Source organism: Robertmurraya sp. GLU-23 (assembly GCF_052983275.1).
Genome location: NZ_JBRKCV010000003.1, coordinates 15,630 through 40,125, shown reverse-complemented (window position 1 = coordinate 40,125; position 24,496 = coordinate 15,630). Strand labels below are relative to the sequence as shown.

The window sequence follows — 24,496 nt, the reverse complement described above, 5'->3', positions numbered from 1 at the left end:
ACTGATTACTCCTGTTCAGGATTTCGTAAATAGTATCCAACCCCTCTTCTTGTCACGATCCATGTTGGGTGACTTGGGTTATCTTCGATTTTCTCGCGAAGTCGTCTAACGGTCACATCGACTGTACGAACATCACCAAAATAATCGTAACCCCAAACAGTTTGTAATAGATGTTCTCTCGTCATCACTTGTCCGATATGCTGGGCTAAGTAATGAAGCAGTTCGAACTCTCTGTGAGTAAGCTCGATCATTTCCCCGCGCTTTGAAACAATATAAGCATCTGGATGGATCGTCAATGAGCCTAATTCAATCTCATTTGTCTCATCTTCTTCCTGTTGACTTATATTCGTTTGATGCCTTCTTAAATTTGCTTTCACACGTGCAATTAATTCTCTTGTACTAAATGGTTTTGTTACGTAGTCATCTGCGCCTAGCTCAAGACCAAGAACTTTATCAATTTCTGAATCCTTTGCTGTTAGCATGATAATAGGCATTTCATACTTTTTACGAACTTCACGACATACTTCCATTCCATCACGTTGAGGAAGCATGATATCTAGTAAGATTAAGTCTGGCATAATTTCCTCTACCATCTTTAATGCCTCGTTACCATCATATGCACAATATACGTCGTACCCTTCCTTCTTAAGATTAAATTGAAGGATATCAGCAATCGGTTTTTCATCGTCAACAACTAGTATACGTTTTTCCATTTCATAGCTCCTTTATTTGAACTGTCTATTTATTTTATCTTCCACTATTTTTACTGTTCATAATCCTTACTTTATCATGATATGCCTATGAATTCACGTTTTTAGAAGGCAGATCACTTCATTAGAAATAGAAAACCTCTAGTTTTCACTAGAGGTATGAATATATTAATTATTTACATAATTTAGTGGATTTACTAAACTACCATTCTTATAAACTTCAAAATGAAGATGGACACCTGTTGAATCTCCAGTTGAACCCATCACACCAATAGCTGACCCTTTAACAACGGTTTGACCAACACTTACACTAATCGAAGCTAAATGCGCATATACGGTACGCACCCCATTATTATGGTCAATGACAATCTTGTTTCCATACCCGCCATCAAACCCAGCAGATACGACTGTTCCATTGTCAGCAGCTTTAATCGTTCCACTGCTAGGGCGTGCAATATCAATACCTTTATGTTGTTTGCCCCATCTAAAGCCCATTTGACTGGAAACATACCCTCCATTTGCAGGCCATACAAGGGACCCGTCACCACGAGATGGTACAACTTTTGTTCCTTTTCTAACAATATAATTAACAGGTTCTTGAAGGGTCTTTTCGCTTGTAACCTCTTGAGCTACACGGATTCCATTTTGCTCAGAGACTTTATATGTTACCTCGCGAGCACCTTCTTTCCCCTCTTGTTCTACTTTTGTATCACCTTTATACATAGTTTCATCTTCTATTACTTGGTTAGCAAATGCGATTGCTTCCTTTTTTGCCTCTTCTTTCACTACTACTACTTGAAGAAGGGGTTGTAGGAAGGTTACATTCAATTCTTGCCCAATCTTTAACACACTATCTTCTGTCATACCAGGGTTAATGGACAATAATTGTGCGATTTCCATTCCATGTGCTGAGGCAATTCCACCTAACACATCTCCCTCTTTCACAGAGTATTTCTTTTCTTCTAATGTACCCTTAGTTAAAAAATTAACTGCTTCCTCAACAGTTAGTATTTTATCTGGAGTAACTTTTTCTACATTTTGTGAAACTTCTTTTGTGAATGAAACGTCTAATAGACGAACTTCATTTTCCTTTAGCGTAGGTAATACCACTTCAGGAGTTGCTTTACGAGATTCCAACTCTGTTAGTTGCTCCTGTGAAACATACTTTAACTTCAAAGCATTTAATACCTGCTCTGCCTCAGCTTCACTTTTTACATAAGCTACTGCTTTTCCATCAAGCACTAAGGCTGAAGCATTTGCTTGAACGGCCAGCTTACTTTGGATGATTTCTACAACTTCTTCGTCATTTGTTTTGGCATTAGAACTAAATACTTGCTCTGAAACATATGTAAGTTGTGAATCAGCTGATAAATCTAAATTTGTATATGTTTGCTTAAACTCTTCTACTTTTTCATCTAAGATTTCTTGAACTACTTCTTTGTCAGAAACAGTACCAACATATTCTTTATTCATATATACATAGTATACGGTGCTTAATTTAGAGCCATTAGCAGATGCCGTACTTACACCAAATGTAAGTGCTCCTAATGCCATTGCTGATATAGCTGCCATTTTTATTGTAGGTTTTAGACTATTAGATGCGTTGATCGTTAGTTCGGAAAGTCTCTTATTGAAAAAACCCATTCTCTAATCCTCCTAGACTAGCGCAACAAAACACTTTTAGTGCTTTTAACTCTTTTTATTTTTACTTTATTGCATAATAAGACTTCTTTACTTTACCATAAATAAACCATAAAGAGTTTACTAGCACCTGATATGTAACACAATTGTATAATTAATGACATTATATTACAAAGGTTAGTCGAATTAGTAGAATGCTTTTTTGATTATGTTTCCTAGCAAAACATTGATATAACAGCTTTTCCAAGAGAAACGCTTTCATTTTTCAGAAAAATCACTGAGACTACTTTCGACAAAATTCTTGGGAGAAATTTACTCAAATATTACATCTCTGTAACAAAAAAGAGGAATTTGTCATAGGACAAACTCCTCTTTCATAGATGGCTCAGGACGGAATCGAACCGCCGACACAAGGATTTTCAGTCCTTTGCTCTACCGACTGAGCTACTGAGCCGTAATTTAATATTATTCCCTAGATATGTATTGCTTCGTCCTTCGTCCCGATTTACCAATCGGTACGCTGGATGTCTTTCCTTTGGAGCTTATTCATCGTGCTCTACCAACTGAGCTACTGAGCCGTATTTATAAAAATTCCAACCCCTTGCTTTTGAAGAGATTGGAATAGTGTGATGACCCCTACGGGATTCGAACCCGTGTTACCGCCGTGAAAGGGCGGTGTCTTAACCGCTTGACCAAGGGGCCATGTGCTATTTCGACATATTCTGACGACGTTTTTTATATTAGCATAATAGCTTTATAGTTTGCAATATGTTTTAATAAAAAAAATTATTTTGTTAAATAAAATATTCGCCACTACTTTGAGTGGCGAATATTGACTTAGCTTAATTAGCTTTGTCTCCAAGGATTTAACACAACATTCGTTTGTGTACGATCTGGACCTACAGAGAAAATTGACAATGGAATACCTGTTAACTGTGCAATTCGCTCTAAATAGTGACGAGCATTAGCTGGTAGCTCAGCAAGTGATTTGCAGCCTGTGATGTCTTCCGTCCAGCCTGGCAGCTCTTCAAAGACTGGCTCACATTCAGCTAATGTTTTTAAGCTTGCTGGGAATTCCTCAATTACTTCCCCTTTGTATCGATATGCCACACAGATCTTCAACGTTTCAATCCCTGTTAACACGTCGATGGAATTTAGAGAAAGATCTGTAATTCCACTAACTCTTCTAGCATGTCTTACAACTACGCTATCAAACCAACCGACACGACGCGGACGCCCTGTTGTTGTACCATATTCACGGCCAACCTCACGGATTTGGTGACCAATTTCGTTATCTAATTCCGTTGGGAAAGGACCATCCCCTACACGAGTCGTATAAGCCTTAGATACCCCAACTACATGCTTAATTTTCGTAGGACCTACACCCGATCCGATCGTCACTCCACCAGCAACAGGATTGGAAGATGTAACAAATGGGTATGTACCTTGGTCAATATCAAGCATAACTCCTTGAGCACCTTCAAAAAGAACGCGACGGCCTTCATCAAGTGCATCGTTTAACACGACCGATGTATCACACACATATTGCTTAATTTGTTGACCATACTCATAGTACTCATCCAGAATATCTTCAATTTTAAAGCCTTCTGTTTCATAAATACGCTCAAGCAAACGGTTTTTCTCTTCTAAATTACGTGCCAGCTTTTCTTCAAATACTTCACGGTCAAGTAGGTCAGCAATACGAATTCCGATACGCGCTGCCTTGTCCATATAAGCAGGGCCAATTCCCTTTTTCGTCGTACCAATCTTATTTGCACCCTTGCTCTCTTCTTCAACTTCATCAAGACGCAAATGGTAAGGTAAAATGACATGTGCACGGTTGCTCACGCGAAGATTATCTGTTGTTAAACCTTTATCATGTAGGTAAGCAAGCTCTTTTACTAATGCTTTTGGATCAACAACCATTCCATTTCCAATCACACAAGCCTTATCACTATAGAAAATCCCAGAAGGAATTAAATGAAGCTTATACGTTTCTCCACCGAACTTAATCGTATGACCGGCATTATTTCCTCCTTGGTAACGAGCGATCACTTCTGCATTTTCTGATAAAAAGTCTGTGATCTTACCTTTTCCCTCGTCTCCCCACTGTGTTCCAACTACAACTACTGATGACATATAACAGCACCTCCAAAGGTAACTTAACATTTTTTCGTACAAAATCAAACAAGATTAGTTTACCAATGTGAACCACTAAAAGTCAATAAAACCCGAACGTTTTTTGTAAGATTAATATTTTTTGTTCGTAATTAATTCGTTTTTCATAGAAAAAAAGACTAACCAGTCAGCTAGTCTTTTTTTCTTCTAATCTATTAAGCTCCAGGTGGAACTCCATTATCATCAAAACGCCGCTCCAAATTAACAAACTTATTATATTCTTTCACAAAAGCTAATGATACGGTTCCAGTCGGACCATTACGTTGCTTCGCAATAATGATTTCGATAATGTTCTTACTTTCCGATTCACGATCATAATAATCATCACGATATAAAAAGGCAATTACGTCGGCATCCTGCTCGATACTTCCTGATTCACGGATATCTGACATCATTGGACGCTTATCTTGACGCTGTTCTACTCCACGGGAAAGCTGTGATAAGGCAATCACAGGTACTTTCAATTCACGAGCAAGAGCCTTTAAGGAACGAGAGATTTCTGATACTTCTTGCTGACGGTTCTCGCCAGAACGACCACTTCCTAGAATTAACTGCAAGTAGTCAATTAGAATCATTCCTAGGCCATGTTCCTGCTTTAATCGGCGACATTTTGAACGAATATCTGTAATTCTTACCCCTGGGGTATCATCAATAAAGATTCCAGCATTCGATAAGCTTCCCATAGCCATCGTCAGTTTACCCCAGTCCTCATCGGTTAAAGAACCCGTTCTAAGCCTTTGTGCATCAATATTTCCTTCTGCACAAAGCAAACGCATTACAAGCTGTTCAGCACCCATCTCGAGACTAAAAATAGCAATATTTTCACCGGTTCTTGATGCGACGTTTTGCGCAATATTTAAGGCAAAGGCTGTTTTACCAACGGATGGACGTGCTCCTACAATGATTAAATCATTCCGTTGAAACCCTGCTGTCATACGGTCGAGCTCTGAGAACCCTGTTGCTAACCCCGTTACTTCACCCGCGCGGTTATTCATGACTTCAATATTGTCATATGTTCGGACTAACACGTCCTTTATATTATGAAAAGCACCGGCATTTTTTCGCCCGGATACTTCTAAAATACTTTTCTCTGCTTCTCCTAACAACACTTCAACTTCGTCTTCTCGTGTGTATCCATCCGTTGCAATCGTTGTTGCTGTACGAATCAATCGTCGAAGCAAAGATTTTTCTTCAACGATCTTAGCATAGTACTCTATATTTGCAGCTGTCGGAACTGAACCAGCTAATTCACTTAAATAACTTACTCCACCCGTATCTTCAAGGAGTTTCGCAGCTGAAAGTTCTTCTGTCACTGTTATTAAATCAACGGCTTTTCCTTTGTCGCTCAGTTGTAACATCATTTGGAAAATTCTCTGATGTGCCGCTCGGTAAAAATCATCAGGAATTAATATTTCCGATGCCATTGTAAGAGAAGATGGTTCTAAAAATATCGCACCTAAAACCGCCTGCTCAGCCTCTATATTTTGAGGAGGGAGACGGTCAGCATATAAATCATTCATTTATAGTAACCTCCCTTTACTTTCTTAGAGGATATGATAAAAACTAGAAAAAATGTGACCAGAAAAACGGGCCACATTTTGTTAACTACTCTATTTTATCATGAATATACCGAAATGGAACTTCCAAATTTAGTTTAATTCTTTTACGTGTACATTTAATGTAGCTTGAACTTCGGTATGAAGTTTTACTGGTACCTTTGTATACCCTAAAGCACGGATCGCATCTTCTAGTTCGATTTTACGTTTATCAATTTTGATACTATGCTTTTTTTGAAGCTCTTCTGCGATTTGCTTACTAGTGATCGAACCAAAAAGTCGTCCACCTTCGCCTGCTTTTGCACTTAATTCTACTGTGATTTTTTCAATCGTTTCTTTTAGTTTTTTTGCTTCAGCAAGCTCTTCTGCAGCTAGCTTCTCTTGCTTTTTTTTCTGTCCCTCAAGGGTACTAACATTTGTTGAATTCGCTTCTACTGCAAGTCCTTGTTTAATCAAGAAGTTTTGTGCGTACCCATCGGCAACATTTTTCACTTCGCCTTTTTTTCCTTTTCCTTTAACATCCTTCAAAAAGATCACTTTCATACTTTCTTTCTCCCTTCCATATACTCATGAATGGCCGTTTGCAGTCTTTCTTCCGCTTCCTCAATCGTTACATCAGTCAGCTGTGTTGCTGCATTTGTTAAATGGCCACCACCATCGAGATTCTCCATAATAATTTGGACGTTTACGTCACCCAACGACCTGGCACTAATGCCAACCGTTTGATCCGACCGCTTCGAAATAACAAATGAAGCTTGAATTCCGTCCATCGTCAACAGGGTATCTGCTGTTTGTGCAATTAAAATTTGATCAATAATCTGCGTGTTATTTCCTTTTGCAATGGCGACCCCTTTTTTGAAAAAGTAAACCGTTTCAATCAATTTAGCACGTTTTAAGAATGAATCAACATCTTCTTTTAAAAACTTCTGAACAAGAACCGTATCTGCCCCTTGGCCTCTTAAATAGGAAGCAGCATCAAAGGTTCTAGCTCCTGTACGAAGCGTAAAGCTTTTTGTATCAACAATAATACCCGCTAAAAGTGCTGTTGCTTCAAGCATATCAATCTTTCCACGTTTTGGCTGATATTCTAATAACTCAGTAACGAGCTCTGCTGTTGAGGACGCATATGGCTCCATATAAACGAGTAGTGGACTTTTAATGAACTCTTCTCCTCGTCTATGATGGTCAATAACCACAACATGGTCGATTTTTGATAATAAACGCTCTTCAATAACTAATGAAGGTTTATGTGTATCAACAACCACTAACAGGGTGTCCTCTGTTGCAAGCTCTAGTGCCTGCTCTGGTGTAACAAATTTTTCAAACAATGATTCGTGTTTTTTGATCTCTTCTAATAATCTTTGAACACCTGTATCAATATCATTTGGATTTAAGACGATATAAGCATCACGTTCATTCATTTGAGCAACTTTTTGTATACCTATTGAAGCTCCAATAGCGTCCATATCCGGACTTTTATGCCCCATAATGATGACCTTATCGCTTTCTGATACAAGCTCCTTAAGCGCATGAGAAATGACTCTAGCACGTACTCTTGTCCGTTTTTCAACTGGATTCGTCTTTCCACCAAAAAACTTAACCTTACCATTTGTTAACTTAATGGCCACCTGGTCACCACCACGACCTAGCGCTAAATCAAGACTAGATTGTGCTAGTGAGCCCAATTCTGGTAGTGACGATACACCAGAACCTACTCCAATGCTCAAGGTCAACGGGACGTTTTGCTTTGAAGTCGTTTCTCTCACGTCATCAAGAACAGAAAACTTCCCTTTTTCGAGCAGCTGTAGGATATTTTCATTGAATACAGCAATGAATCGTTCAGAAGTAATTCTTTTTAGAAAGACGCCATTTTCTTGAGCCCACTTATTTAAAATGGATGTAACAAGGTTATTCAAACTACTTCTTGTCTGATCTTCCATCCCTTGGGTTAATTCATCATAATTATCTAAGAAAATAATTGCAATGACCGTTCGTTCATCTTCATATAACTTTTCAATTTCTGTTTGTTCAGTTACGTCAAAGAAGTACAGTAGTCTTTCCTCAGGACGGTGAATGACTTTAAATTTCCGATCATGAATCGTGATAATTTCTGTTTCAACATCTTGCTTAATTAAAGGAATAAGTGATTCGCCTACATCATAGAGTGACCTACCAACAAGTGAATCCTCTTCAAAGCATGAAGCTAAGAACGGGTTCGTCCACTCAATATAGTAGTCATCATTAATTAACATAATACCAATTGGCATTTCCATGAGCGCTTCCTCGCCCACTTTTTTTACTCGATAGGACAATGTAGTTATGTATTCTTCCATTTCTTTTCTTTGTTTTCTTTCAAGCTGAAAGATATAGAAAAAGGGAAGGAATGCTACTATTAATCCGATTAAGCCTAGTAACCAATTGTACACAGCAATTAATCCGAGAAGCACCACTGTTATGGCAATTAATGCGTAGATGGGGTAGCGAATCGATCGCTTTTCTAGATAAGAAGGCATAATTTCAGCTCCCACACAGTAGTGTATTTTATTGATTCTTAAACCTCTTTCTTAAATCAAAGCCTAAATCAATTATACCTAATATCCGTACAATATAAAGTAATTGTGAAAATAACAAGACTCCAATTGTGAACATTATCGGTACTGCTCTAGGAAATTTCTTTACATGACTAAAGTAATAAATGAAAGCCAATCCTTGTAAAACCATCAACCATTGCAGCAAAAAGGCGATATTTACTATAGCCATAAATGCAAAACTTCCCTCTTCAGGGTTAAAAATCATCGAAGCAATAATGGAAAATAAATAGATCCATAAAATACTTTTTGGCAACTGAAGATAACGAAAAGGCTTCCAACTAGAAATCTCAACTTGAAAACGTTTGGCAATAGGAAAACTAACTAGTTGAATAAAGAAGACGGCAAGAAAGGCAGCCATTACAAACAAAGTTGGTTTTAAATATCTCCCTGCATCTATTCCAGCAAGTAATTCTTCCATCTGCTTTTCATTCGGAGTTTGTCCTAATGAATCCATGATGGAAAGGGATGATTCTATGGAAGCTTTGGTTGCTGCTATCGTTTCATCTATAAAGTCGATTTGAAAAAAAGCGACTGAAATAGCATAGGTCAACACGACGGTTAATAGAAAGGCTATGGAGCCACCAAAGTAAATCGCTTCCCTACTTTTCTTCTCTCTTATAAAGTCCCCCATCACTAAGCCTGTTAGACCAAAGGTAATAGCTAATGGGATGGCAAATACTGTTCCCACAATTAGTGATAGTAAAATGGAAGCAACAAAAAACACTAGCATATTTTTGCGATCATTTTTATACGCAAAAAGAATAAAAGGTAATCCCAAGAACAAGTTGGTTACCATCCCTAAAAGGGGCATATACGTTGTTAAAAAAAGAAGAGCTGCATAAATAGCTAGTAGCAAAGCTCCTGTTGTTAACTGTCGAACATTATTCAATCTCTCACCTCATTTAATTGCATCACTTCTATTTTATCTAGTTCTAGAGACGGATTCAACTCATAGAGATTCGTTACCAAAACGAAGTATAAAAAAAGACACCACTAAGGGTGTCTTTTTCCGTTCATTATTCACCAGTAACGTATGGTAGTAATGCCATAGTACGTGAACGCTTGATAGCAACTGTTAATTTACGTTGGTATTTAGCGTTTGTACCTGTTACACGACGAGGTAAGATTTTACCACGTTCTGAGATGAATTTCTTAAGAAGATCTACATCTTTGTAATCGATATGAGTGATTCCGTTTGCTGTAAAGAAGCAAACTTTACGACGCTTCGCGCGTCCACCTCTACGTCCTCCGCCCATTGCCATGAGTATTTCCCTCCTTTAATAAAAGTTATCGTAAGTTCAAGGATTTAGAATGGTAAATCATCATCAGAAATGTCGATTTGACCACCATCATTTGCAAATGGATCTTCATCCATTCTTGTAAAACCTTGGTTATTATTATTGTTGTTTCTATATGGTTGATTCTGATTGTTATTCCCGTATGGTGAAGCTTCTCTTTGCCCTCCGAAGCCTCCTGCGTTTCCGCTAGGAGCAGAACCACCAGAAGCACCTCTTGGCTCCAAGAATTGAACACTTTCAGCTAATACTTCAGTGACATATACTCGCTTACCATCTTGTCCATCATAGCTGCGTGTTTGAACACGACCATCTACGCCAGCAAGACTACCTTTTTTCAAGAAGTTTGCTACGTTTTCTGCAGGTTTACGCCAAATCACACAGTTGATGAAATCTGCTTCTCTTTCTCCTTGCTGATTCGTAAAAGTACGATTGACCGCAAGTGTAAAAGTAGCCACAGGAACCCCATTTGGTGTATAGCGTAATTCAGGATCTTTCGTCAACCGACCGACTAGAACAACACGATTCATCATCAGAATCAACCCCCTTTCTTCTACGTCTAATGTTTCACGTGAAACATCAAGATTAGAAGTGCTTATCTATTCTTATTTTTCGTCTTTAGTAACCATGTGGCGGATAATATCTTCGCTGATTTTAGCTAAGCGAGAGAATTCTTCCACTGCAGCTGCATTAGAGTTAACTTTTACAAGTTGGTAGTAGCCATCACGGAAATCATTGATTTCGTATGCAAGACGACGCTTACCCCACTCTTTTGATTCAGTAAGTTCCGCACCATTATCAGTTAAGATTGTGTTAAAACGCTCTACTAAGGCTTTTTTAGCCTCATCTTCAATGTTTGGGCGGATGATGTACATAATTTCGTACGCTCTCATCACGTTCACCTCCTTTTGGTCTAAACGGCCCAATTGGGCAAGGAGCAATATTCATTACTCACAAGAAGAGATTATATCACAGTAAGTAGCGAAACACAAGATTAGATTAAAGTCTCTCGTTTTTACGGTTATGCATTCTTTTTTAAAGTTACTAATCTCTGCTTAATCGTTCGTTTACACTCATTGATTAGATCGTCAAAAATTCCTTCCCATGTTTGCTTTAGTGCATATTCTCTTGCATTTTTACCCATGATGAGCCTGCTTACTTTATTAGTGAGTAATTGTTCCGTTTGCTTAATAAAATCTTGATAATCACCCGCTCTACATATCTTTCCTGTTTCATTATGCTCTACAATTCCACTTACTCCTCCACGATTAGAGACAATTGCAGGAGTTCCACTAGCAAGTGCCTCTAGTACAACGTTCCCAAATGTTTCTGTTTGAGATGGAAAGACGAGTAAATCACTAGCTGCATAACAAGAAGCCAGCTCATTCCCACTTAAATACCCCGTCATTGTTATATTTGTGCTCTCGCTCAAAAGACTAGATATTTCCTCAAAACTAGGGCCATCCCCTACAATCAACCAATGGACGCTTTCTTTCCACTTTCCCGAGAAATATTCAATGATCTTTTGTAATGTTAATAGGTCTTTTTCTGGAGCAAGTCTTCCTACATAAAGCAGAATGTAAGGAGCTCTTATATTATATTGTTCCCTAATATTGACGGTTTGGTTAGATGGGTGAAAAAGTGAGCAGTCTACCCCTCTCGACCATATAGATAAGTTAGTGAAGCCTTTTGTTTGTAGATGCGTTAACGTCTCCTTGGAGGGAACAAAAATTCGTTCTGAGGAAGAGTAAAACCACTTTAAATATCTCCACAGAATAGGGGATATCCAACTAAGCTTGTAATAATCAAGATACTGATCAAAATGTGTGTGATAAGAGGAAATGATAGGAATATGCAATTTTTTTGCTGCATGGGAACCTAGTACTCCCATCGTTAATGGCGTAGCCACGTGGATTAAGTCTGGAGAAAATGCTTCTACCCGTTCAAGGATAGTATTCGGTAGAGCCAATGCTGTTCGACATTCTGGATAGATAAAAAAGGGAATACTCATAAATTGATGAACATAGGGGTAGGTATTACTCCCCTCTAACTCAGGTGCAAATATCTCTACGGTATGCCCTTTTTGTAGAAGGTAATCAGAGTATCTTTTCAATGACTTTGCTACACCGTTTACTTGCGGAAAAAATGTATCAGTAAAAATAGCTATTCTCATACTGATCCCCCCTAGAAAAATAAATGACAAAATCCCATTGCAGTGAACGTACCTAGTAACGAACCTGCTAATACATCGGTTGGATAGTGGACGCCTAGTATTACACGAGAAAGTGCAACCATGATTGCAATAGGAAACAAAAAAGGAGCTAAAAATGGATCAAATAAGATAAATGGTGTTACAACTGAGAATATTGCTGTTGAATGGCCAGACGGAAAGGAGGGATCCTTTAATGTTGGTCCATGTATGGTAACCTGTAAAGTAGATAAGTGAGGTCTAAGTCGTCGAAATTGTCTCTTTGCTAAAAAGACAAACAAATGGCTTAAGGTCAAAGAAAAGTAAACGACGATAACTACTTCTCTAAGCTCTAACGGACCAAACACCCAGACGAGTAAAGGTATCCCGATTGAGCAAAGAGCACCACCTAGATGAGTAATCCATCTAAAGATTTGAATTAATAATGACGGCTGCTTGTTTAATAAGTAGAAAATGATTTCATCAGATTTTACAATCCAATCCATTGTTCGTTTCACTTAAACACCCACCTTTCTAATGCTTTCAGTTTAAGTCGAAAACATTGAAATCAGGTTGATTTACTGTTAAGAAAACGTAAAAAACCACCTTGATTTCACAAGGTGGTTTTCATTTTATACATTAAAGCGGAAATGGATGATGTCTCCGTCTTTTACTTCGTATTCTTTTCCTTCTAATCTTACTTTACCAGCTTCCTTAGCAGCAGCCATGGTACCGCCAGCTAGTAAATCTTCATAAGCAACGGTTTCTGCACGAATGAACCCTCGCTCAAAGTCAGAGTGAATAACTCCTGCACATTGAGGTGCCTTCATGCCTTTGCGGAATGTCCATGCACGCACTTCTTGAACACCTGCCGTAAAGTATGTTGCTAATCCTAGTAAATGATAAGCTGCACGAATCAGCTGATCAAGACCTGATTCCTCAATACCCAGCTCAGAAAGAAACATTTCCTTTTCTTCGCCTTCAAGCTCAGCAATTTCTTCTTCAATCTTTGCACAAACGACAATGACTTGTGCATTGTCCTGTTCAGCAAACTCTCTTACTTTTTGTACATATTCATTTGATGACGGGTCAGCGACATCTTCTTCCCCTACGTTAGCCACATAAAGGACCGGTTTAATCGTTAACAAGTGAAGTTGTTTTACTACTTTCATTTGTTCGTCAGTAAACTCGACTGTACGAGCAGGCTTGTCCGCTTCAAATGCTTCCTTAAGCATTTCAAGAATTTCTGCTTCAAATACAGCATCCTTATCTTTTTGTTTCGCCATTTTCCCAACACGAGCAAGTCTTTTTTCTACTGATTCAAGATCAGCTAAAATCAACTCAAGATTTATCGTTTCAATATCATCAATAGGATCTACCTTACCAGAGACGTGAGTAATATTATCATCAGCAAAGCAACGTACAACCTGACAAATAGCGTCCACTTCACGAATATGAGAAAGAAACTTGTTTCCTAAACCTTCCCCTTTACTCGCACCCCTTACAATCCCTGCAATGTCAGTAAACTCAAATGTTGTAGGTACCGTTTTTTTCGGTTGAACAAGCTCTGTTAATTTTTGTAGTCTTTCATCTGGAACTTCTACAATTCCTACGTTCGGATCGATTGTACAGAAAGGATAGTTCGCAGATTCTGCTCCTGCTTGTGTAATCGCGTTAAATAATGTAGATTTCCCTACGTTTGGCAAACCTACAATTCCTGCTGTTAGTGCCATCCAAGTCACTCCTCATTTATATATTCGCACCAAAATTCGTCGATACAACTATATCTATTTGTTTCATTTTTTCTATTTTTTAAAGCCTTTAGCCTTAAACAATTATAGAGATATGATGAAAAAAAAACAAGTTAAGAAAAGCGGAAGCAGCTCGGTAAGCCCCGACAGGCATAAGATGAATCTCGGAGGAAGGCCTGCCTTCTAGAGAGATTTAGCTTATGACCCCGAGGGGCTAGCTGCTGGAGCTGGACAAACAAGAAGAAGCCACCTAATCGGCAGCTTCTTGTTCTACTTTTCTAATATTTACTAAGCAATCATACAAAGTACTGCCCAGTCCGTTATCCGATTCCTCACTTGGGGTTAAGAGATTGACGGACCCTCCATACTTCTTCCAAATGCCCTCATCTATATTAATAGTATTTGGGTGTGCATTAGTAAGGATTTGAACATAGCCTTTTACCGTTCCACGATCATTCCATACTTCTACATAATCATCTTCTGCTAAATTAAGCTCCTCAGCAATATTTACCGATAGTTCAACTCGAAGCTTTGGTTGTTGAGCAAATAAATGATAGTGTTGAGAATGGTTGGAGCGCATCGGATGAATAGTTAAAAGCTGATATGGGTATTTCTGAGCTAACTCAGGAGTTGTGATGGTCGATTCATTAGGTAAAGATAAAGACAAACGTCCATCTCCCCCCTGTTGGATCGCTCGGTTAGAAAGAAATTCATATTTGCCACTTGGTGTTTTAAAATGAAAATCACTCCATGGAACTTCATCTATTGGAAGTTCTACATGATCATTTTCTTTAAATGTTTGAAGCGTAATTCCTTTACCCTCTAAATGTTGAATGGCCATTGTCATCCAGTCATCTCTAGAGTAGTTGAAATCCTCACCAAAACCAAGTCGATTCGCTAATTCTGTCCAAATCCATAAATCTGATTTTGCTTCTCCTGGTGCCTCAACAAGCTTTGGACCATAGTTAGCATAATGATGATACATGGAAGAATAATAAATGTCTTCTTCTTCAAATGCTGTTGTTGTCGGAAGAATATAATCAGCCATTTCTGCTGTATCTGTCATGAATGAATCAATCACCACTAACGTATCAACAGAAGAAAAAGCTTGAATCATCTCATTTGTATTAGGCACTTGTGCAATCGGATTTCCACAAGTCACAATAATCATTTCAATTGTTGGGTTCACTGCTTCTAATATCCCTTTTGCCTGCTTCATCATGGTAAAATTCCGAGCCTCTTTCCGTCGCTCCGATAATGTTAATTCACCAAACTGAAAGCTCTGTCCTACCTGCTTATTCGCATAGTTTGCTCCACCGCCACGAATTCCAATGTTTCCACTTATAGCAACTAGGGCATCAATGAGTCGAATGGTATTTCCCCCATTCCCATAACGCTGCATTCCTAACCCAAAATACGTGGATGTTGGACCATCTCCATATAAATACGCAAGCTCTGTTATGACATCTATCGATACTTCCGTGATTCTACTAATCTCTTCAAGAGAAACAGATTGAATTAATTCCTTAACATGAGTAAATCCAACTGTATATTTTTCAATAAAGTCTACGTCAGCCAGTTTTAATCGTAAGAGCTCTTTCATTATACCTACTGCTAGAATTCCATCTGTCCCTGGTTTAACTGTAATATGTTTATGCGCTATCTTCGCAGTTGCATTATATAACGGATCTATTACGTAAAGTTTGGATCCGTTACGTTTTGCTTCTTGTAGAACAGAGTAGAAATGCATATTCGTTCGAGCTACATTTCTGCCCCATATCACGATATTTTTACTATTCAGCACATCTCCAGGAGCATGACTGTATGCATCGCCAAAATCCCAGTTTTGTGCTTCAATTCCTGAACCCCAGCATAGTGAGCCTGTTAACTCTGTTACACCACCATAACTATTAAAGAAACGCTGATCGAGATTTTTTAATAAACCTCCATTAGCATAATCATGGCTATGCAAAATAGAAGTGGTTCCCTTATTTTCCCTTAACCAGGACATCTTTTCAGCTATTTCATCTAGTGCCTGGGTCCATGAAATTCTATGAAACTCGCCATTTATCTTTTTTAAAGGATAGAGAATTCGTTCAGCAGAATTGGTTCGTGCTTCAAGCATCCGACCTCTTCCACAGATTTTCCCTTTTGTAATCGGGTGGGTTTCATCTCCTTCCACCCGAATTACCCTTCCATCCTCGACTGTTACTTTAAATCCACAGCTATCCCAACAATTTAACGGACATGCAGAAGTATACGTACTCGCCATACTCATCCCCCTACTTCTCTAGCTCTCCGCTCTTTCTAATACTTTTTTTATCTTACGTGAGAATTCCTTTCTTGGAATTAACACACTATGGTCACATCCGATACATTTGATACGGATATCCATCCCTAAACGTATGATCTTCCAACGATTGGCTCCACATGGGTGGGGCTTTTTCATTTCAACCACGTCATTCAAGTTAAATTCCTTTTGCTCCAATGCTCTCACTCCTATTCATTTCCCAATGCCTTCTTAGGGGTAACCTCATCTTGACGAGAGTACATGACAAGGCGTGGATAAGGGATTTCAATACCATTTTTATCTAAACAGGCTTTTAGTTCCTTACGTAAGGCACGAGCCACTATAAAATGCTTCATTGGCAAAGTTTCCGCCACTATTCGCAATACAACATCGGATGCAGCTAAATTTTGAACTCCTAGTATTTCAGGTGGTTTAACCATTTCCTCGTATTTTTCTGGCAAACCAGCTAATAATTCTGTAATTACTTGTTCAGCTCTTGAAATATCCCCTTCATATGAAAGACTTATATCAACAACTGCCATACTATTATACAGGGAGAAGTTTGTTACTTCTGTAATATTCCCATTTGGTAAAATATGAAGTTCCCCTGTCCATGTCTTAATCTTTGTTGTTCTTAAACCAATCTCTTCAACTGTTCCCTCAAATTGTCCTATTCGAACAAAGTCACCCACAGAAAATTGGTCTTCGAAAATAATAAAGAACCCCGTGATAATATCACGAACAAGATTTTGAGCTCCAAAACCAACGGCAAGCCCAACAATCCCAGCTCCTGCTAGCATTGCACTTACATCTATCGTTAATGTTGATAATATCATCATAAAGGCTATAAAGTACACTACATATGTTAGGACGTTCTGAAGCAATTTTAGTAATGTTGCTTCCCTTCGCTCCGATACGCGTAAGGGTGAACGAGTTCGGACTTTAAAAACATTTTCAATCATCACTTTTCCAACCTTTATGAAAATTCCTGAAAGGATAAAGATTGCTATGATTTTCAGCGCTCCTTCTCCTAAAGAAAGCCATAAATCTTCGTTCATCGCTTTTTCTTTTAAATCATTTATTATTTTCTCCCAGTACTTCATCGAATCACCTCATCATATATTGTTGGAGATTTTACTTATTTTATCAATTTCTATACTCCCTTAGTAGTATAAAGGGTTTCCTCCTTCAAATTACCTATAATTTTACTACCAAAGAGTTCCCAAGACCTGTCTATTAAAATAGAAAGTCTCCTTCCAACTACCCCTTTTCCAAATTACATAAACAGTACGTATACAATTCGTTTTTCTTCCGTATACTGTTACTACAATTTACGAAGGAGTGGACCCAGTGAACTTGAAATCTAGCTTTTTTGATAAGAAAGAAGACAATGCTGCAAGGATTTCCTACGAGGATCAACGTGCTTCTCACAAACTAGCAATTGAACTAGTATCCATTCTACCAGTAGCTACCATTGAACGTCCGATTGTATTTGTTTGTATTGGAACTGATCGTTCTACAGGGGATTCATTGGGACCACTCGTCGGCACACTTCTTGAAGAAAAAAGAATGAACTCCTTTTACGTATATGGAACCCTCGAGAACCCTATTCATGCAGTGAACTTAGTTGAAAAGCTTGAGGAAATTAAAGCGAAACATTTTAACCCTATCATTATTGCGATTGATGCTTGCTTAGGTCGTCTAAAAAGTGTTGGTTTTATTCAACTAGCTGATGGTCCTGTTAAGCCAGGAGCTGGAGTAAATAAAGAGCTTCCATCTGTTGGTGATTACCATATAACTGGAATCGTTAATGTGAGTGGATTTATGGAATATTTCGTCCTACAAAACACAAGATTGAACTTAGTTTTAAAAATGGCTAAAGTCATTGCGAACGGAATTTATCAAGCAAGTGTTACTTATCAACCTATTACTAAATGGAAAAACATTGGAAATCATACAACAAAAGACGCAATTAGTGGTAGAGAATAAAAAGAAGAGGCCCTTACTAGTAGGCCTCTTTTGTTATCCTAGTATAGTTTTTGTTAATGACATGATAGTTATTATTACGGCAACGACTAAAATACCTGGAAGCATATTGGCCACACGTATTTTCGTGATTCCGGTAATATTTAATCCAATGGCAAGAATCATAATTCCACCAGTAGCAGTCATTTCAGCTATAAAGCTAGTCATAAGTGCATCTGGTACCAAACGATCAATTTGGGTAGCAAAAGCAGCTATAGCTCCTTGATAGAGCATGACTGGAATAGCAGAAAAAATAACACCGATTCCAAGTGTGGTCGTCAAAATTAATGCAGTAAATCCATCGATAATGGATTTTGTATATAATACATCATGGTCACCCCTAATACCGCTATCGAGTGCACCAATAATAGCCATAGCACCTATTACGAAAATAAGCGTTGCCGTTACAAACCCTTCTGCAATGCTTCCTTGCTGGGAACCCCCTACCTTCCTCTCCAGCCATGCACCTAGAGCATTCAACTTCCCGTCTAAGTCTAGCCATTCTCCAAGCACTGAGCCAAAGACAAGACTAATGATGACAATGAGGAAATTTGCACTTTTGAAACCCATTTGAAGTCCGAGGACAACCACAGCAAGACCAATACTAAACATAACAGTTGTTTTCATTGCTTCCGGAATTCTATGAAGAAGCTTCCCTAACAATGCCCCTACCACGATCAATAAACCATTTACAAGAGTACCTAATAAAAACATTCTATTCACCTATTATAATTATTTCGTTTCTCGAAAAAACATGCTATCAATATAGCATAAAACTCACAAAAAAAACCATCCCATTTGATGGTTTTTACACTTTCTATTCCTGATTATTATTTAATAACTCGAGAATTCTTTCTAAATCATCTTTTGAGAAAAATTCTATTTCAATTTTCCCTTTATTTTTTGATTCTTTAATATTTACCGTTGTGCCAAACCTCTCACGCAAAAATCCTTCGCGTTCTTTAATAAAAACATTTTTCTCTGGCTTTGGCTTCTTTGTTTCACGTGGAACATTTTCATTCAACTGTTGAATAAGTTGTTCTAACTGGCGAACATTCAAGCCTTCTTTCATCGTTTTTTCAGCAATAAGAGGTAACTTTTCCTTTTTTCTAAGTCCAAGTAAGGCGCGGCCATGTCCCATAGAAATCTTTCCATCTGAGATCAGCTGTTGGATTTTTGGTGGCAGTGTTAATAAACGAACAAGATTGGCAATATGCGGCCGACTCTTCCCAAGTCTTTTAGCCAACTGCTCCTGTGTTAAAGAGAGCTTTTCCATTAAAAGCTGGTAGGCTGCTGCTTCTTCAATTGGTGTCAAATCTTCCCTTTGTAAGTTCTCAAGTACGGCAAGTTCCATCATTTGTTGTTCAGTTAATTCTCGAATGACAACAGGTACTTTTTCGAGCCCCGCTTCTTTTGCTGCTCGAAATCGTCTTTCACCAACAACAATATCATAGCCCTTTATACTTTTTCTAACGATTATAGGCTGTAAGATTCCATGCTCAATAATGGATTGCTTTAGCTCTTCAATTGCCTCTTGGGTAAAAATCTTCCTCGGCTGATAAGGATTAGGTCGTATTTCTTTCAAACTAACATCCGTAATTGATTCCTGTTTGTTTGGCTCATCTATGTTTGCAAAGAACGCGTTCAACCCTTTTCCGAGTCCTTTAGCCATGTGAAACCACTTCCTTTGCCAAATCTAAATAGACTTCTGCACCTCTAGATTTTGGATCGTAAATGATAATCGGCTCCCCATGACTCGGTGCTTCACTTAAGCGGATATTTCGGGGGATAATCGTTTTGTATACTTTATCTTGAAAATACTTTTTTACTTCTTCAATAACCTGAAGTCCAAGATTTGTTCTGGCATCTAGCATCGTGAGCAGAACACCTTCGATTTTTAAATCTTGGTTTAGATGCTTCTGAACGAGTCGTACCGTATTTAGAAGTTGACTTAACCCCTCCAGTGCATAAAATTCACACTGAACTGGAATAAGAACAGCATCTGAGGCAGTTAACGCATTTAAGGTTAATAAGCCTAATGATGGTGGACAGTCGATAATGACATAATCGTACGATCCCTTTACTTCTTCAAGAGCCCTTTTTAATCTCACTTCTCTTGATATGGTTGGAACAAGTTCAATTTCTGCACCTGCTAACTGAATCGTAGCGGGGATAGCATATAGGTTTTCAACGGATGTAGGCATGATAACTTCCTTTGCCTCAACGTCATCAACTAATACATCATATATACATTGCTCCACGTCAGCTTTTTCAATACCAACACCACTTGTGGCATTTCCTTGTGGATCAACATCGACTAGCAATACTTTTTTCCCTATATATGCTAAGCAGGCACCTAGGTTTACAGAAGTTGTTGTTTTACCAACTCCTCCTTTTTGATTCGCAATGGCAATAACTTTCCCCAATGGTGTCACCTACCTTTATCTTCAATAATAACATTTACATTTTAAAACTTTAAAAAAACAATCACGTATTCTATTCTATCATGAAAAAGATACGAGAATCATATTTTTTATTTCCCTAGGATGTTAATTGAAAAAAATAACAAAAAAAAGAGAGAAGCCTCAAAAAGCTTCTCTTAATCTATTATTTCTTTTTAGGAATTTTAATTGTTATTTGGTAGAAATCATCGAACTCTTCCTCTTCAGAGTTTAAGTTGATGCCACTATCTGAAACCATGGACAGAGATTGACGGATGGTATTAACAGCAATTCTTACATCTTTGCTAAAAGCCTTCCGCTTCGGTTTTGGCTTTTCAGACGTATCTGCTAAAAGCTTGGCCACTCGATCTTCTGTTTGTTTCACATTTAAGTTTTTCTCGATAACTTCTTCTAATAATTTTATTTGCTTCTCTGCATCTTTCAAAGGAATAAGAGATCGCGCATGTCTTTCGGTTATTGATTTATTTAATAATGCTTCTTGTACTTCTTGCGGCAGCTTTAATAGGCGAAGCTTATTCGCTACGGTCGATTGCCCCTTCCCTAACCTTTGCGCAAGAGCTTCTTGAGTTAAATTGTGTAATTCCAATAGTTTCCCGTAGGCTATAGCCTCTTCAATTGGTGAAAGTTCTTCTCTTTGAAGGTTTTCTATTAATGCGACAGAAGCCGTTTCTGTATCATTCATATTTTTCACTATGGCAGGGACTTCATCCCAGCCAAGCTTTTTCATCGCTCTCCATCTTCGCTCGCCAGCGATGATTTCAAACGTACCTTCTTCAAATTCTCTTACAACAATTGGCTGGATGATTCCGTGTATGTGAATCGTCCGTGAGAGTTCTTCAATTTTGTCCTCATCAAATACCGTCCTTGGTTGGAAGCGATTCGGTACAATTGAATCGATTGGTATTTTTTTTATCTCTTCATGATCTGCTTCGGTTAATACTTCAACCTGTTCTTCCGTCTCTTCAGCTTGTCCCTCTTTTTCGCCTAGGCCAAAAAAGCGTGTGAAAGTCTGCTTCATCACCCTGCACCACCTTTACGAAACTCCCTATTAATGTATTCTATAAAAAAAATCAAGTTCCTGCCCAAACATGCAATGATTGATTATTTTATCCTACATACTTATTAAAATTATGCCATAAAATGAGCTAAAATGTAACTCTATTCGATTGGTGCTTTATTCGGAGTCCCAGGTTTTCTAGGATATTTTTTTGGTGTTGTTTTTACCTTTTCTACAATAATAATATTTCTCTCACTTTCCTCGACAGGAAGTAAGAATGAATGAGTTTCTTTTAAGGATCCTCCGAGTGTGACAATTGCTTTTTTCCCAATTTCTAACTCATCTTTTGCATGAGCAGCCTTCATGGCCACAAAGCTTCCACCTACCCTCACAAGCGGCAAGCAAAGCTCACTTAATACAGATAATCGTGCTACCGCTCGAGCTGTAACGAGATCATATTGTTCTCTGTATTCTTTGTTTTGACCAAATGTCTCTGCTCGGTCATGAATAAAGGTTACTCCATCAAGTTTTAATTCCTTCGCTAGATTCTCTAAAAATGTAATACGTTTGTTTAAAGAATCTACAATAGTTACCTGTAGATGAGGAAAGGCTATTTTAATTGGAATGCTAGGAAATCCTGCTCCCGCTCCCACATCGCAAAGGCTCAACGGTTTAGAGAAGTCATAATAAAACGCAGCTGATACACTGTCATAAAAATGTTTTAAATAGACATCCTCTTTCTCAGTAATAGCCGTCAAATTCATCTTTTCATTCCACTCAACTAATAAGTGAAAATATTGTTCATATTGCTTAACCTGTTGAGGAGAAAGTTCAATCCCCTTCTCCTGTAACATTTTAATAAATAACTCTGTATTCATGCGGTACCTTCTTCCTCACACCGGAAAAATTTTACTTTATGCATCATTTGAAACACGTGCTATTTTTCCTTGTTCCAAATAAACAAGTAAGATGGAGATATCTGCAGGGTTTACTCCTGATATTCTTGATGCTTGAGCGATTGATAATGGTCGTACCTGCTTCATTTTTTGTTTGGCTTCTGTCGCAATTCCAGAAATGGCATCATAGTCGATATTATCAGGAATTTTTTTATTCTCCATTTTCTTCAAACGTTCCACTTGCTGTAAAGACTTTTCAATATACCCTTCGTATTTCACTTGGATCTCTACTTGTTCTTTAATATCAAAATCTAAGTCCTTCTCAGATGGGACAATTGCTTCAATATGCTGATAGGTCATCTCTGGTCGTTTTAATAGGTCTGAAGCACGGATACCATCCTTTAACTCACTTCCACCCTGAGCTTTAATTAGTTCTTGCACTTCAGGCTTTGGTTTAATGATGATTCCTTCTAAACGTTCCTTCTCTGCTTCGATGGCAGCTTTTTTCGTTAAGAAGCGCTCATAGCGTTCTTCAGAAATAAGTCCCACTTTACGACCAGTTTCGGTTAAACGTAAATCGGCATTATCGTGACGTAACAACAATCGATATTCCGCACGGGAAGTAAGTAATCGGTACGGCTCATTCGTTCCTTTAGTTACAAGGTCATCGATCAATACCCCTATATAAGCTTCCGAACGGCTAAGAATGACTTCTTCTTCGCCTAATGCTTTTCGACCCGCGTTCATACCCGCCATTAAACCTTGCCCTGCGGCTTCCTCGTAACCAGAAGTACCATTAATTTGACCTGCTGTATAAAGGTTCTGAATCACTTTCGTTTCAAGTGTTGGCCATAGCTGTGTCGGCACGATCGCATCATATTCTATTGCGTATCCTGGTCTCATCATTTGAACATTTTCAAGACCTGGAATGGTCTTTAAAATTTGATGCTGAACTTCCTCAGGCAAGCTCGTTGATAATCCTTGAACGTATACCTCTTGTGTATTTCGTCCCTCTGGCTCTAAGAAAATTTGGTGTCTTGGCTTATCGTTGAAACGAACTACCTTATCTTCTATGGAAGGACAGTATCTTGGACCTGTCCCTTTGATCATGCCTGAATACATAGGAGAACGGTGCAAATTATTATCAATTAATTGGTGAGTCTGTTCGCTCGTATATGTTAACCAGCAAGGCAGTTGGTCTGTAATAAACTTGGTTGTTTCATAAGAAAATGCTCTAGGTTCGTCATCACCAGGTTGGATTTCCGTCTTGCTATAATCAATGGTATGACTATTCACACGTGGCGGAGTTCCTGTTTTGAAACGAACAAGATCAAAGCCTAGCTCTTCGAGGTGTTCGGAAAGCCTGATGGATGGCTGCTGATTATTGGGACCACTTGAGTACTTTAATTCACCAAGAATGATTTCACCACGAAGGAAGGTACCAGTAGTAATAACAACCGTTTTTGCTTCATAGGTAGCACCAGTCTTTGTAATGACTCCTTTACAAACTCCGTCCTCAACAATTAGACGCTCTACCATTCCTTGAACTAATGTAAGATTTTTTTCGTTTTCTAATGTTTTTTTCATTTCATGCTGATAACTAAATTTATCCGCTTGTGCACGTAATGCACGTACAGCTGGTCCCTTACCTGTATTCAGCATTCTCATTTGAATATGCGTTTTATCGATGTTTTTCCCCATTTCTCCACCAAGAGCATCAATTTCGCGCACAACAATTCCTTTTGCTGGTCCACCAACAGAAGGATTACATGGCATAAAAGCCACCATATCTAAATTAATGGTAATCATTAATGTTTTTGCACCTTGACGTGCAGCTGCCAAACCTGCTTCACAGCCGGCATGTCCCGCTCCAATGACGATCACGTCATAATTTCCAGCACTATATTGCATCATGC

At 38.4% G+C, this 24,496-nt stretch carries 23 protein-coding genes and 2 tRNA genes; 1 reads left to right on the top strand and 24 read right to left on the bottom strand.

What is annotated here, in order from left to right:
• Nucleotides 1-5 precede the first annotated feature (5 nt).
• The 18 genes from yycF to ACVBAX_RS07610 all read right to left on the bottom strand — a co-directional run bounded on the left by yycF (nucleotide 6) and on the right by ACVBAX_RS07610 (nucleotide 17,303).
• Complete coding sequence (gene yycF, locus ACVBAX_RS07695) at nucleotides 6-713, bottom strand: response regulator YycF (protein ID WP_430776785.1); 708 nt, start codon at nucleotides 711-713, stop codon at nucleotides 6-8.
• A gap of 165 nt (nucleotides 714-878) precedes the next feature.
• The gene (locus tag ACVBAX_RS07690) at nucleotides 879-2,354 is read right to left on the bottom strand and encodes a peptidoglycan DD-metalloendopeptidase family protein (protein ID WP_447116523.1); all 1,476 of its coding nucleotides are present in this window, start codon (nucleotides 2,352-2,354) and stop codon (nucleotides 879-881) included.
• Nucleotides 2,355-2,732: 378 nt separating this feature from the next.
• A tRNA-Phe gene (locus tag ACVBAX_RS07685) sits at nucleotides 2,733-2,805 on the bottom strand.
• Between the two features lie 176 nt (nucleotides 2,806-2,981).
• Nucleotides 2,982-3,053, bottom strand: a tRNA-Glu gene (locus tag ACVBAX_RS07680).
• 144 nt (nucleotides 3,054-3,197) lie between these two features.
• Nucleotides 3,198-4,490, bottom strand: coding sequence for an adenylosuccinate synthase (locus ACVBAX_RS07675; protein ID WP_447116522.1), 1,293 nt, complete (start codon nucleotides 4,488-4,490; stop codon nucleotides 3,198-3,200).
• A gap of 194 nt (nucleotides 4,491-4,684) precedes the next feature.
• A complete protein-coding gene (gene dnaB / locus ACVBAX_RS07670) occupies nucleotides 4,685-6,049 on the bottom strand; it encodes a replicative DNA helicase (RefSeq protein ID WP_430776783.1) in 1,365 nt (454 codons plus the stop codon).
• A 129-nt stretch (nucleotides 6,050-6,178) separates the two neighbouring features.
• Nucleotides 6,179-6,628 (bottom strand): 50S ribosomal protein L9, encoded by a 450-nt coding sequence (gene rplI, locus ACVBAX_RS07665; RefSeq protein ID WP_447116521.1) that lies wholly within the window; start codon nucleotides 6,626-6,628, stop codon nucleotides 6,179-6,181.
• Nucleotides 6,625-8,598 carry a DHH family phosphoesterase gene (locus ACVBAX_RS07660; protein ID WP_447116520.1) on the bottom strand — a complete coding sequence of 658 codons (1,974 nt, stop codon included), beginning with the start codon at nucleotides 8,596-8,598 and terminating at the stop codon, nucleotides 6,625-6,627. The genes rplI and ACVBAX_RS07660 overlap by 4 nt, the downstream gene beginning before the upstream one ends.
• 28 nt (nucleotides 8,599-8,626) lie before the next feature.
• The gene (locus ACVBAX_RS07655; protein ID WP_447116519.1) at nucleotides 8,627-9,565 is read right to left on the bottom strand and encodes a YybS family protein; all 939 of its coding nucleotides are present in this window, start codon (nucleotides 9,563-9,565) and stop codon (nucleotides 8,627-8,629) included.
• Between the two features lie 127 nt (nucleotides 9,566-9,692).
• Entirely contained in the window at nucleotides 9,693-9,932 is a 240-nt protein-coding gene (gene rpsR, locus ACVBAX_RS07650) for a 30S ribosomal protein S18 (protein WP_066059822.1), read from the bottom strand.
• 50 nt (nucleotides 9,933-9,982) lie between these two features.
• Nucleotides 9,983-10,504 (bottom strand): single-stranded DNA-binding protein, encoded by a 522-nt coding sequence (ssb, locus tag ACVBAX_RS07645; RefSeq protein ID WP_430776779.1) that lies wholly within the window; start codon nucleotides 10,502-10,504, stop codon nucleotides 9,983-9,985.
• A gap of 72 nt (nucleotides 10,505-10,576) precedes the next feature.
• Entirely contained in the window at nucleotides 10,577-10,864 is a 288-nt protein-coding gene (gene rpsF / locus ACVBAX_RS07640; RefSeq protein ID WP_430776778.1) for a 30S ribosomal protein S6, read from the bottom strand.
• Nucleotides 10,865-10,992: 128 nt separating this feature from the next.
• Nucleotides 10,993-12,144 (bottom strand): glycosyltransferase family 4 protein, encoded by a 1,152-nt coding sequence (locus ACVBAX_RS07635; protein ID WP_447116518.1) that lies wholly within the window; start codon nucleotides 12,142-12,144, stop codon nucleotides 10,993-10,995.
• A gap of 11 nt (nucleotides 12,145-12,155) precedes the next feature.
• Nucleotides 12,156-12,677, bottom strand: a complete 522-nt coding sequence (locus ACVBAX_RS07630) for a phosphatase PAP2 family protein (protein WP_430776776.1) — start codon at nucleotides 12,675-12,677, stop codon at nucleotides 12,156-12,158.
• Nucleotides 12,678-12,791: 114 nt separating this feature from the next.
• A complete protein-coding gene (gene ychF, locus ACVBAX_RS07625) occupies nucleotides 12,792-13,892 on the bottom strand; it encodes a redox-regulated ATPase YchF (RefSeq protein ID WP_447116517.1) in 1,101 nt (366 codons plus the stop codon).
• 268 nt (nucleotides 13,893-14,160) lie between these two features.
• On the bottom strand, nucleotides 14,161-16,182 hold the full coding sequence (locus tag ACVBAX_RS07620) for a molybdopterin-dependent oxidoreductase (RefSeq protein ID WP_447116516.1): 2,022 nt from the start codon (nucleotides 16,180-16,182) through the stop codon (nucleotides 14,161-14,163).
• An 18-nt stretch (nucleotides 16,183-16,200) separates the two neighbouring features.
• Nucleotides 16,201-16,398, bottom strand: coding sequence for a DUF951 domain-containing protein (locus ACVBAX_RS07615; protein WP_430776773.1), 198 nt, complete (start codon nucleotides 16,396-16,398; stop codon nucleotides 16,201-16,203).
• Between the two features lie 11 nt (nucleotides 16,399-16,409).
• Entirely contained in the window at nucleotides 16,410-17,303 is an 894-nt protein-coding gene (locus tag ACVBAX_RS07610; protein WP_447116515.1) for a mechanosensitive ion channel family protein, read from the bottom strand.
• Nucleotides 17,304-17,550: 247 nt separating this feature from the next.
• Between ACVBAX_RS07610 and yyaC the strand changes: the two genes are divergently transcribed.
• Complete coding sequence (gene yyaC / locus ACVBAX_RS07605; protein ID WP_447116514.1) at nucleotides 17,551-18,189, top strand: spore protease YyaC; 639 nt, start codon at nucleotides 17,551-17,553, stop codon at nucleotides 18,187-18,189.
• Nucleotides 18,190-18,222: 33 nt separating this feature from the next.
• Here the strand turns inward: yyaC and ACVBAX_RS07600 are convergent, their stop codons facing one another.
• The 6 genes from ACVBAX_RS07600 to mnmG all read right to left on the bottom strand — a co-directional run bounded on the left by ACVBAX_RS07600 (nucleotide 18,223) and on the right by mnmG (nucleotide 24,491).
• Nucleotides 18,223-18,939, bottom strand: coding sequence for a DUF554 domain-containing protein (locus ACVBAX_RS07600; RefSeq protein WP_447116513.1), 717 nt, complete (start codon nucleotides 18,937-18,939; stop codon nucleotides 18,223-18,225).
• Between the two features lie 103 nt (nucleotides 18,940-19,042).
• Complete coding sequence (locus ACVBAX_RS07595) at nucleotides 19,043-19,897, bottom strand: ParB/RepB/Spo0J family partition protein (RefSeq protein WP_430776769.1); 855 nt, start codon at nucleotides 19,895-19,897, stop codon at nucleotides 19,043-19,045.
• On the bottom strand, nucleotides 19,890-20,651 hold the full coding sequence (locus ACVBAX_RS07590; protein WP_119710426.1) for a ParA family protein: 762 nt from the start codon (nucleotides 20,649-20,651) through the stop codon (nucleotides 19,890-19,892). Before ACVBAX_RS07590 ends, ACVBAX_RS07595 begins: the two co-directional genes overlap by 8 nt.
• Nucleotides 20,652-20,832: 181 nt before the next feature.
• Nucleotides 20,833-21,705, bottom strand: a complete 873-nt coding sequence (gene noc, locus ACVBAX_RS07585) for a nucleoid occlusion protein (RefSeq protein WP_447116512.1) — start codon at nucleotides 21,703-21,705, stop codon at nucleotides 20,833-20,835.
• Nucleotides 21,706-21,845: 140 nt separating this feature from the next.
• The gene (gene rsmG, locus ACVBAX_RS07580) at nucleotides 21,846-22,562 is read right to left on the bottom strand and encodes a 16S rRNA (guanine(527)-N(7))-methyltransferase RsmG (RefSeq protein ID WP_447116511.1); all 717 of its coding nucleotides are present in this window, start codon (nucleotides 22,560-22,562) and stop codon (nucleotides 21,846-21,848) included.
• Between the two features lie 36 nt (nucleotides 22,563-22,598).
• Nucleotides 22,599-24,491, bottom strand: a complete 1,893-nt coding sequence (gene mnmG, locus ACVBAX_RS07575; RefSeq protein ID WP_447116729.1) for a tRNA uridine-5-carboxymethylaminomethyl(34) synthesis enzyme MnmG — start codon at nucleotides 24,489-24,491, stop codon at nucleotides 22,599-22,601.
• Nucleotides 24,492-24,496 lie beyond the last annotated feature (5 nt).

What these genes read in the sequence shown, in the direction of transcription:
- yycF (WP_430776785.1), bottom strand. Translation starts at nt 713, where the DNA reads ATGGAAAAACGTATACTAGTTGTTGACGATGAAAAACCGATTGCTGAT.
- ACVBAX_RS07690 (WP_447116523.1), bottom strand. Translation starts at nt 2,354, where the DNA reads ATGGGTTTTTTCAATAAGAGACTTTCCGAACTAACGATCAACGCATCT.
- ACVBAX_RS07675 (WP_447116522.1), bottom strand. Translation starts at nt 4,490, where the DNA reads ATGTCATCAGTAGTTGTAGTTGGAACACAGTGGGGAGACGAGGGAAAA.
- dnaB (WP_430776783.1), bottom strand. Translation starts at nt 6,049, where the DNA reads ATGAATGATTTATATGCTGACCGTCTCCCTCCTCAAAATATAGAGGCT.
- rplI (WP_447116521.1), bottom strand. Translation starts at nt 6,628, where the DNA reads ATGAAAGTGATCTTTTTGAAGGATGTTAAAGGAAAAGGAAAAAAAGGC.
- ACVBAX_RS07660 (WP_447116520.1), bottom strand. Translation starts at nt 8,598, where the DNA reads ATGCCTTCTTATCTAGAAAAGCGATCGATTCGCTACCCCATCTACGCA.
- rpsR (WP_066059822.1), bottom strand. Translation starts at nt 9,932, where the DNA reads ATGGGCGGAGGACGTAGAGGTGGACGCGCGAAGCGTCGTAAAGTTTGC.
- ssb (WP_430776779.1), bottom strand. Translation starts at nt 10,504, where the DNA reads ATGATGAATCGTGTTGTTCTAGTCGGTCGGTTGACGAAAGATCCTGAA.
- rpsF (WP_430776778.1), bottom strand. Translation starts at nt 10,864, where the DNA reads ATGAGAGCGTACGAAATTATGTACATCATCCGCCCAAACATTGAAGAT.
- ACVBAX_RS07635 (WP_447116518.1), bottom strand. Translation starts at nt 12,144, where the DNA reads ATGAGAATAGCTATTTTTACTGATACATTTTTTCCGCAAGTAAACGGT.
- ychF (WP_447116517.1), bottom strand. Translation starts at nt 13,892, where the DNA reads ATGGCACTAACAGCAGGAATTGTAGGTTTGCCAAACGTAGGGAAATCT.
- ACVBAX_RS07620 (WP_447116516.1), bottom strand. Translation starts at nt 16,182, where the DNA reads ATGGCGAGTACGTATACTTCTGCATGTCCGTTAAATTGTTGGGATAGC.
- ACVBAX_RS07610 (WP_447116515.1), bottom strand. Translation starts at nt 17,303, where the DNA reads ATGAAGTACTGGGAGAAAATAATAAATGATTTAAAAGAAAAAGCGATG.
- ACVBAX_RS07600 (WP_447116513.1), bottom strand. Translation starts at nt 18,939, where the DNA reads ATGTTTTTATTAGGTACTCTTGTAAATGGTTTATTGATCGTGGTAGGG.
- ACVBAX_RS07595 (WP_430776769.1), bottom strand. Translation starts at nt 19,897, where the DNA reads ATGGCTAAAGGACTCGGAAAAGGGTTGAACGCGTTCTTTGCAAACATA.
- noc (WP_447116512.1), bottom strand. Translation starts at nt 21,705, where the DNA reads ATGAAGCAGACTTTCACACGCTTTTTTGGCCTAGGCGAAAAAGAGGGA.
- rsmG (WP_447116511.1), bottom strand. Translation starts at nt 22,562, where the DNA reads ATGAATACAGAGTTATTTATTAAAATGTTACAGGAGAAGGGGATTGAA.
- mnmG (WP_447116729.1), bottom strand. Translation starts at nt 24,491, where the DNA reads ATGCAATATAGTGCTGGAAATTATGACGTGATCGTCATTGGAGCGGGA.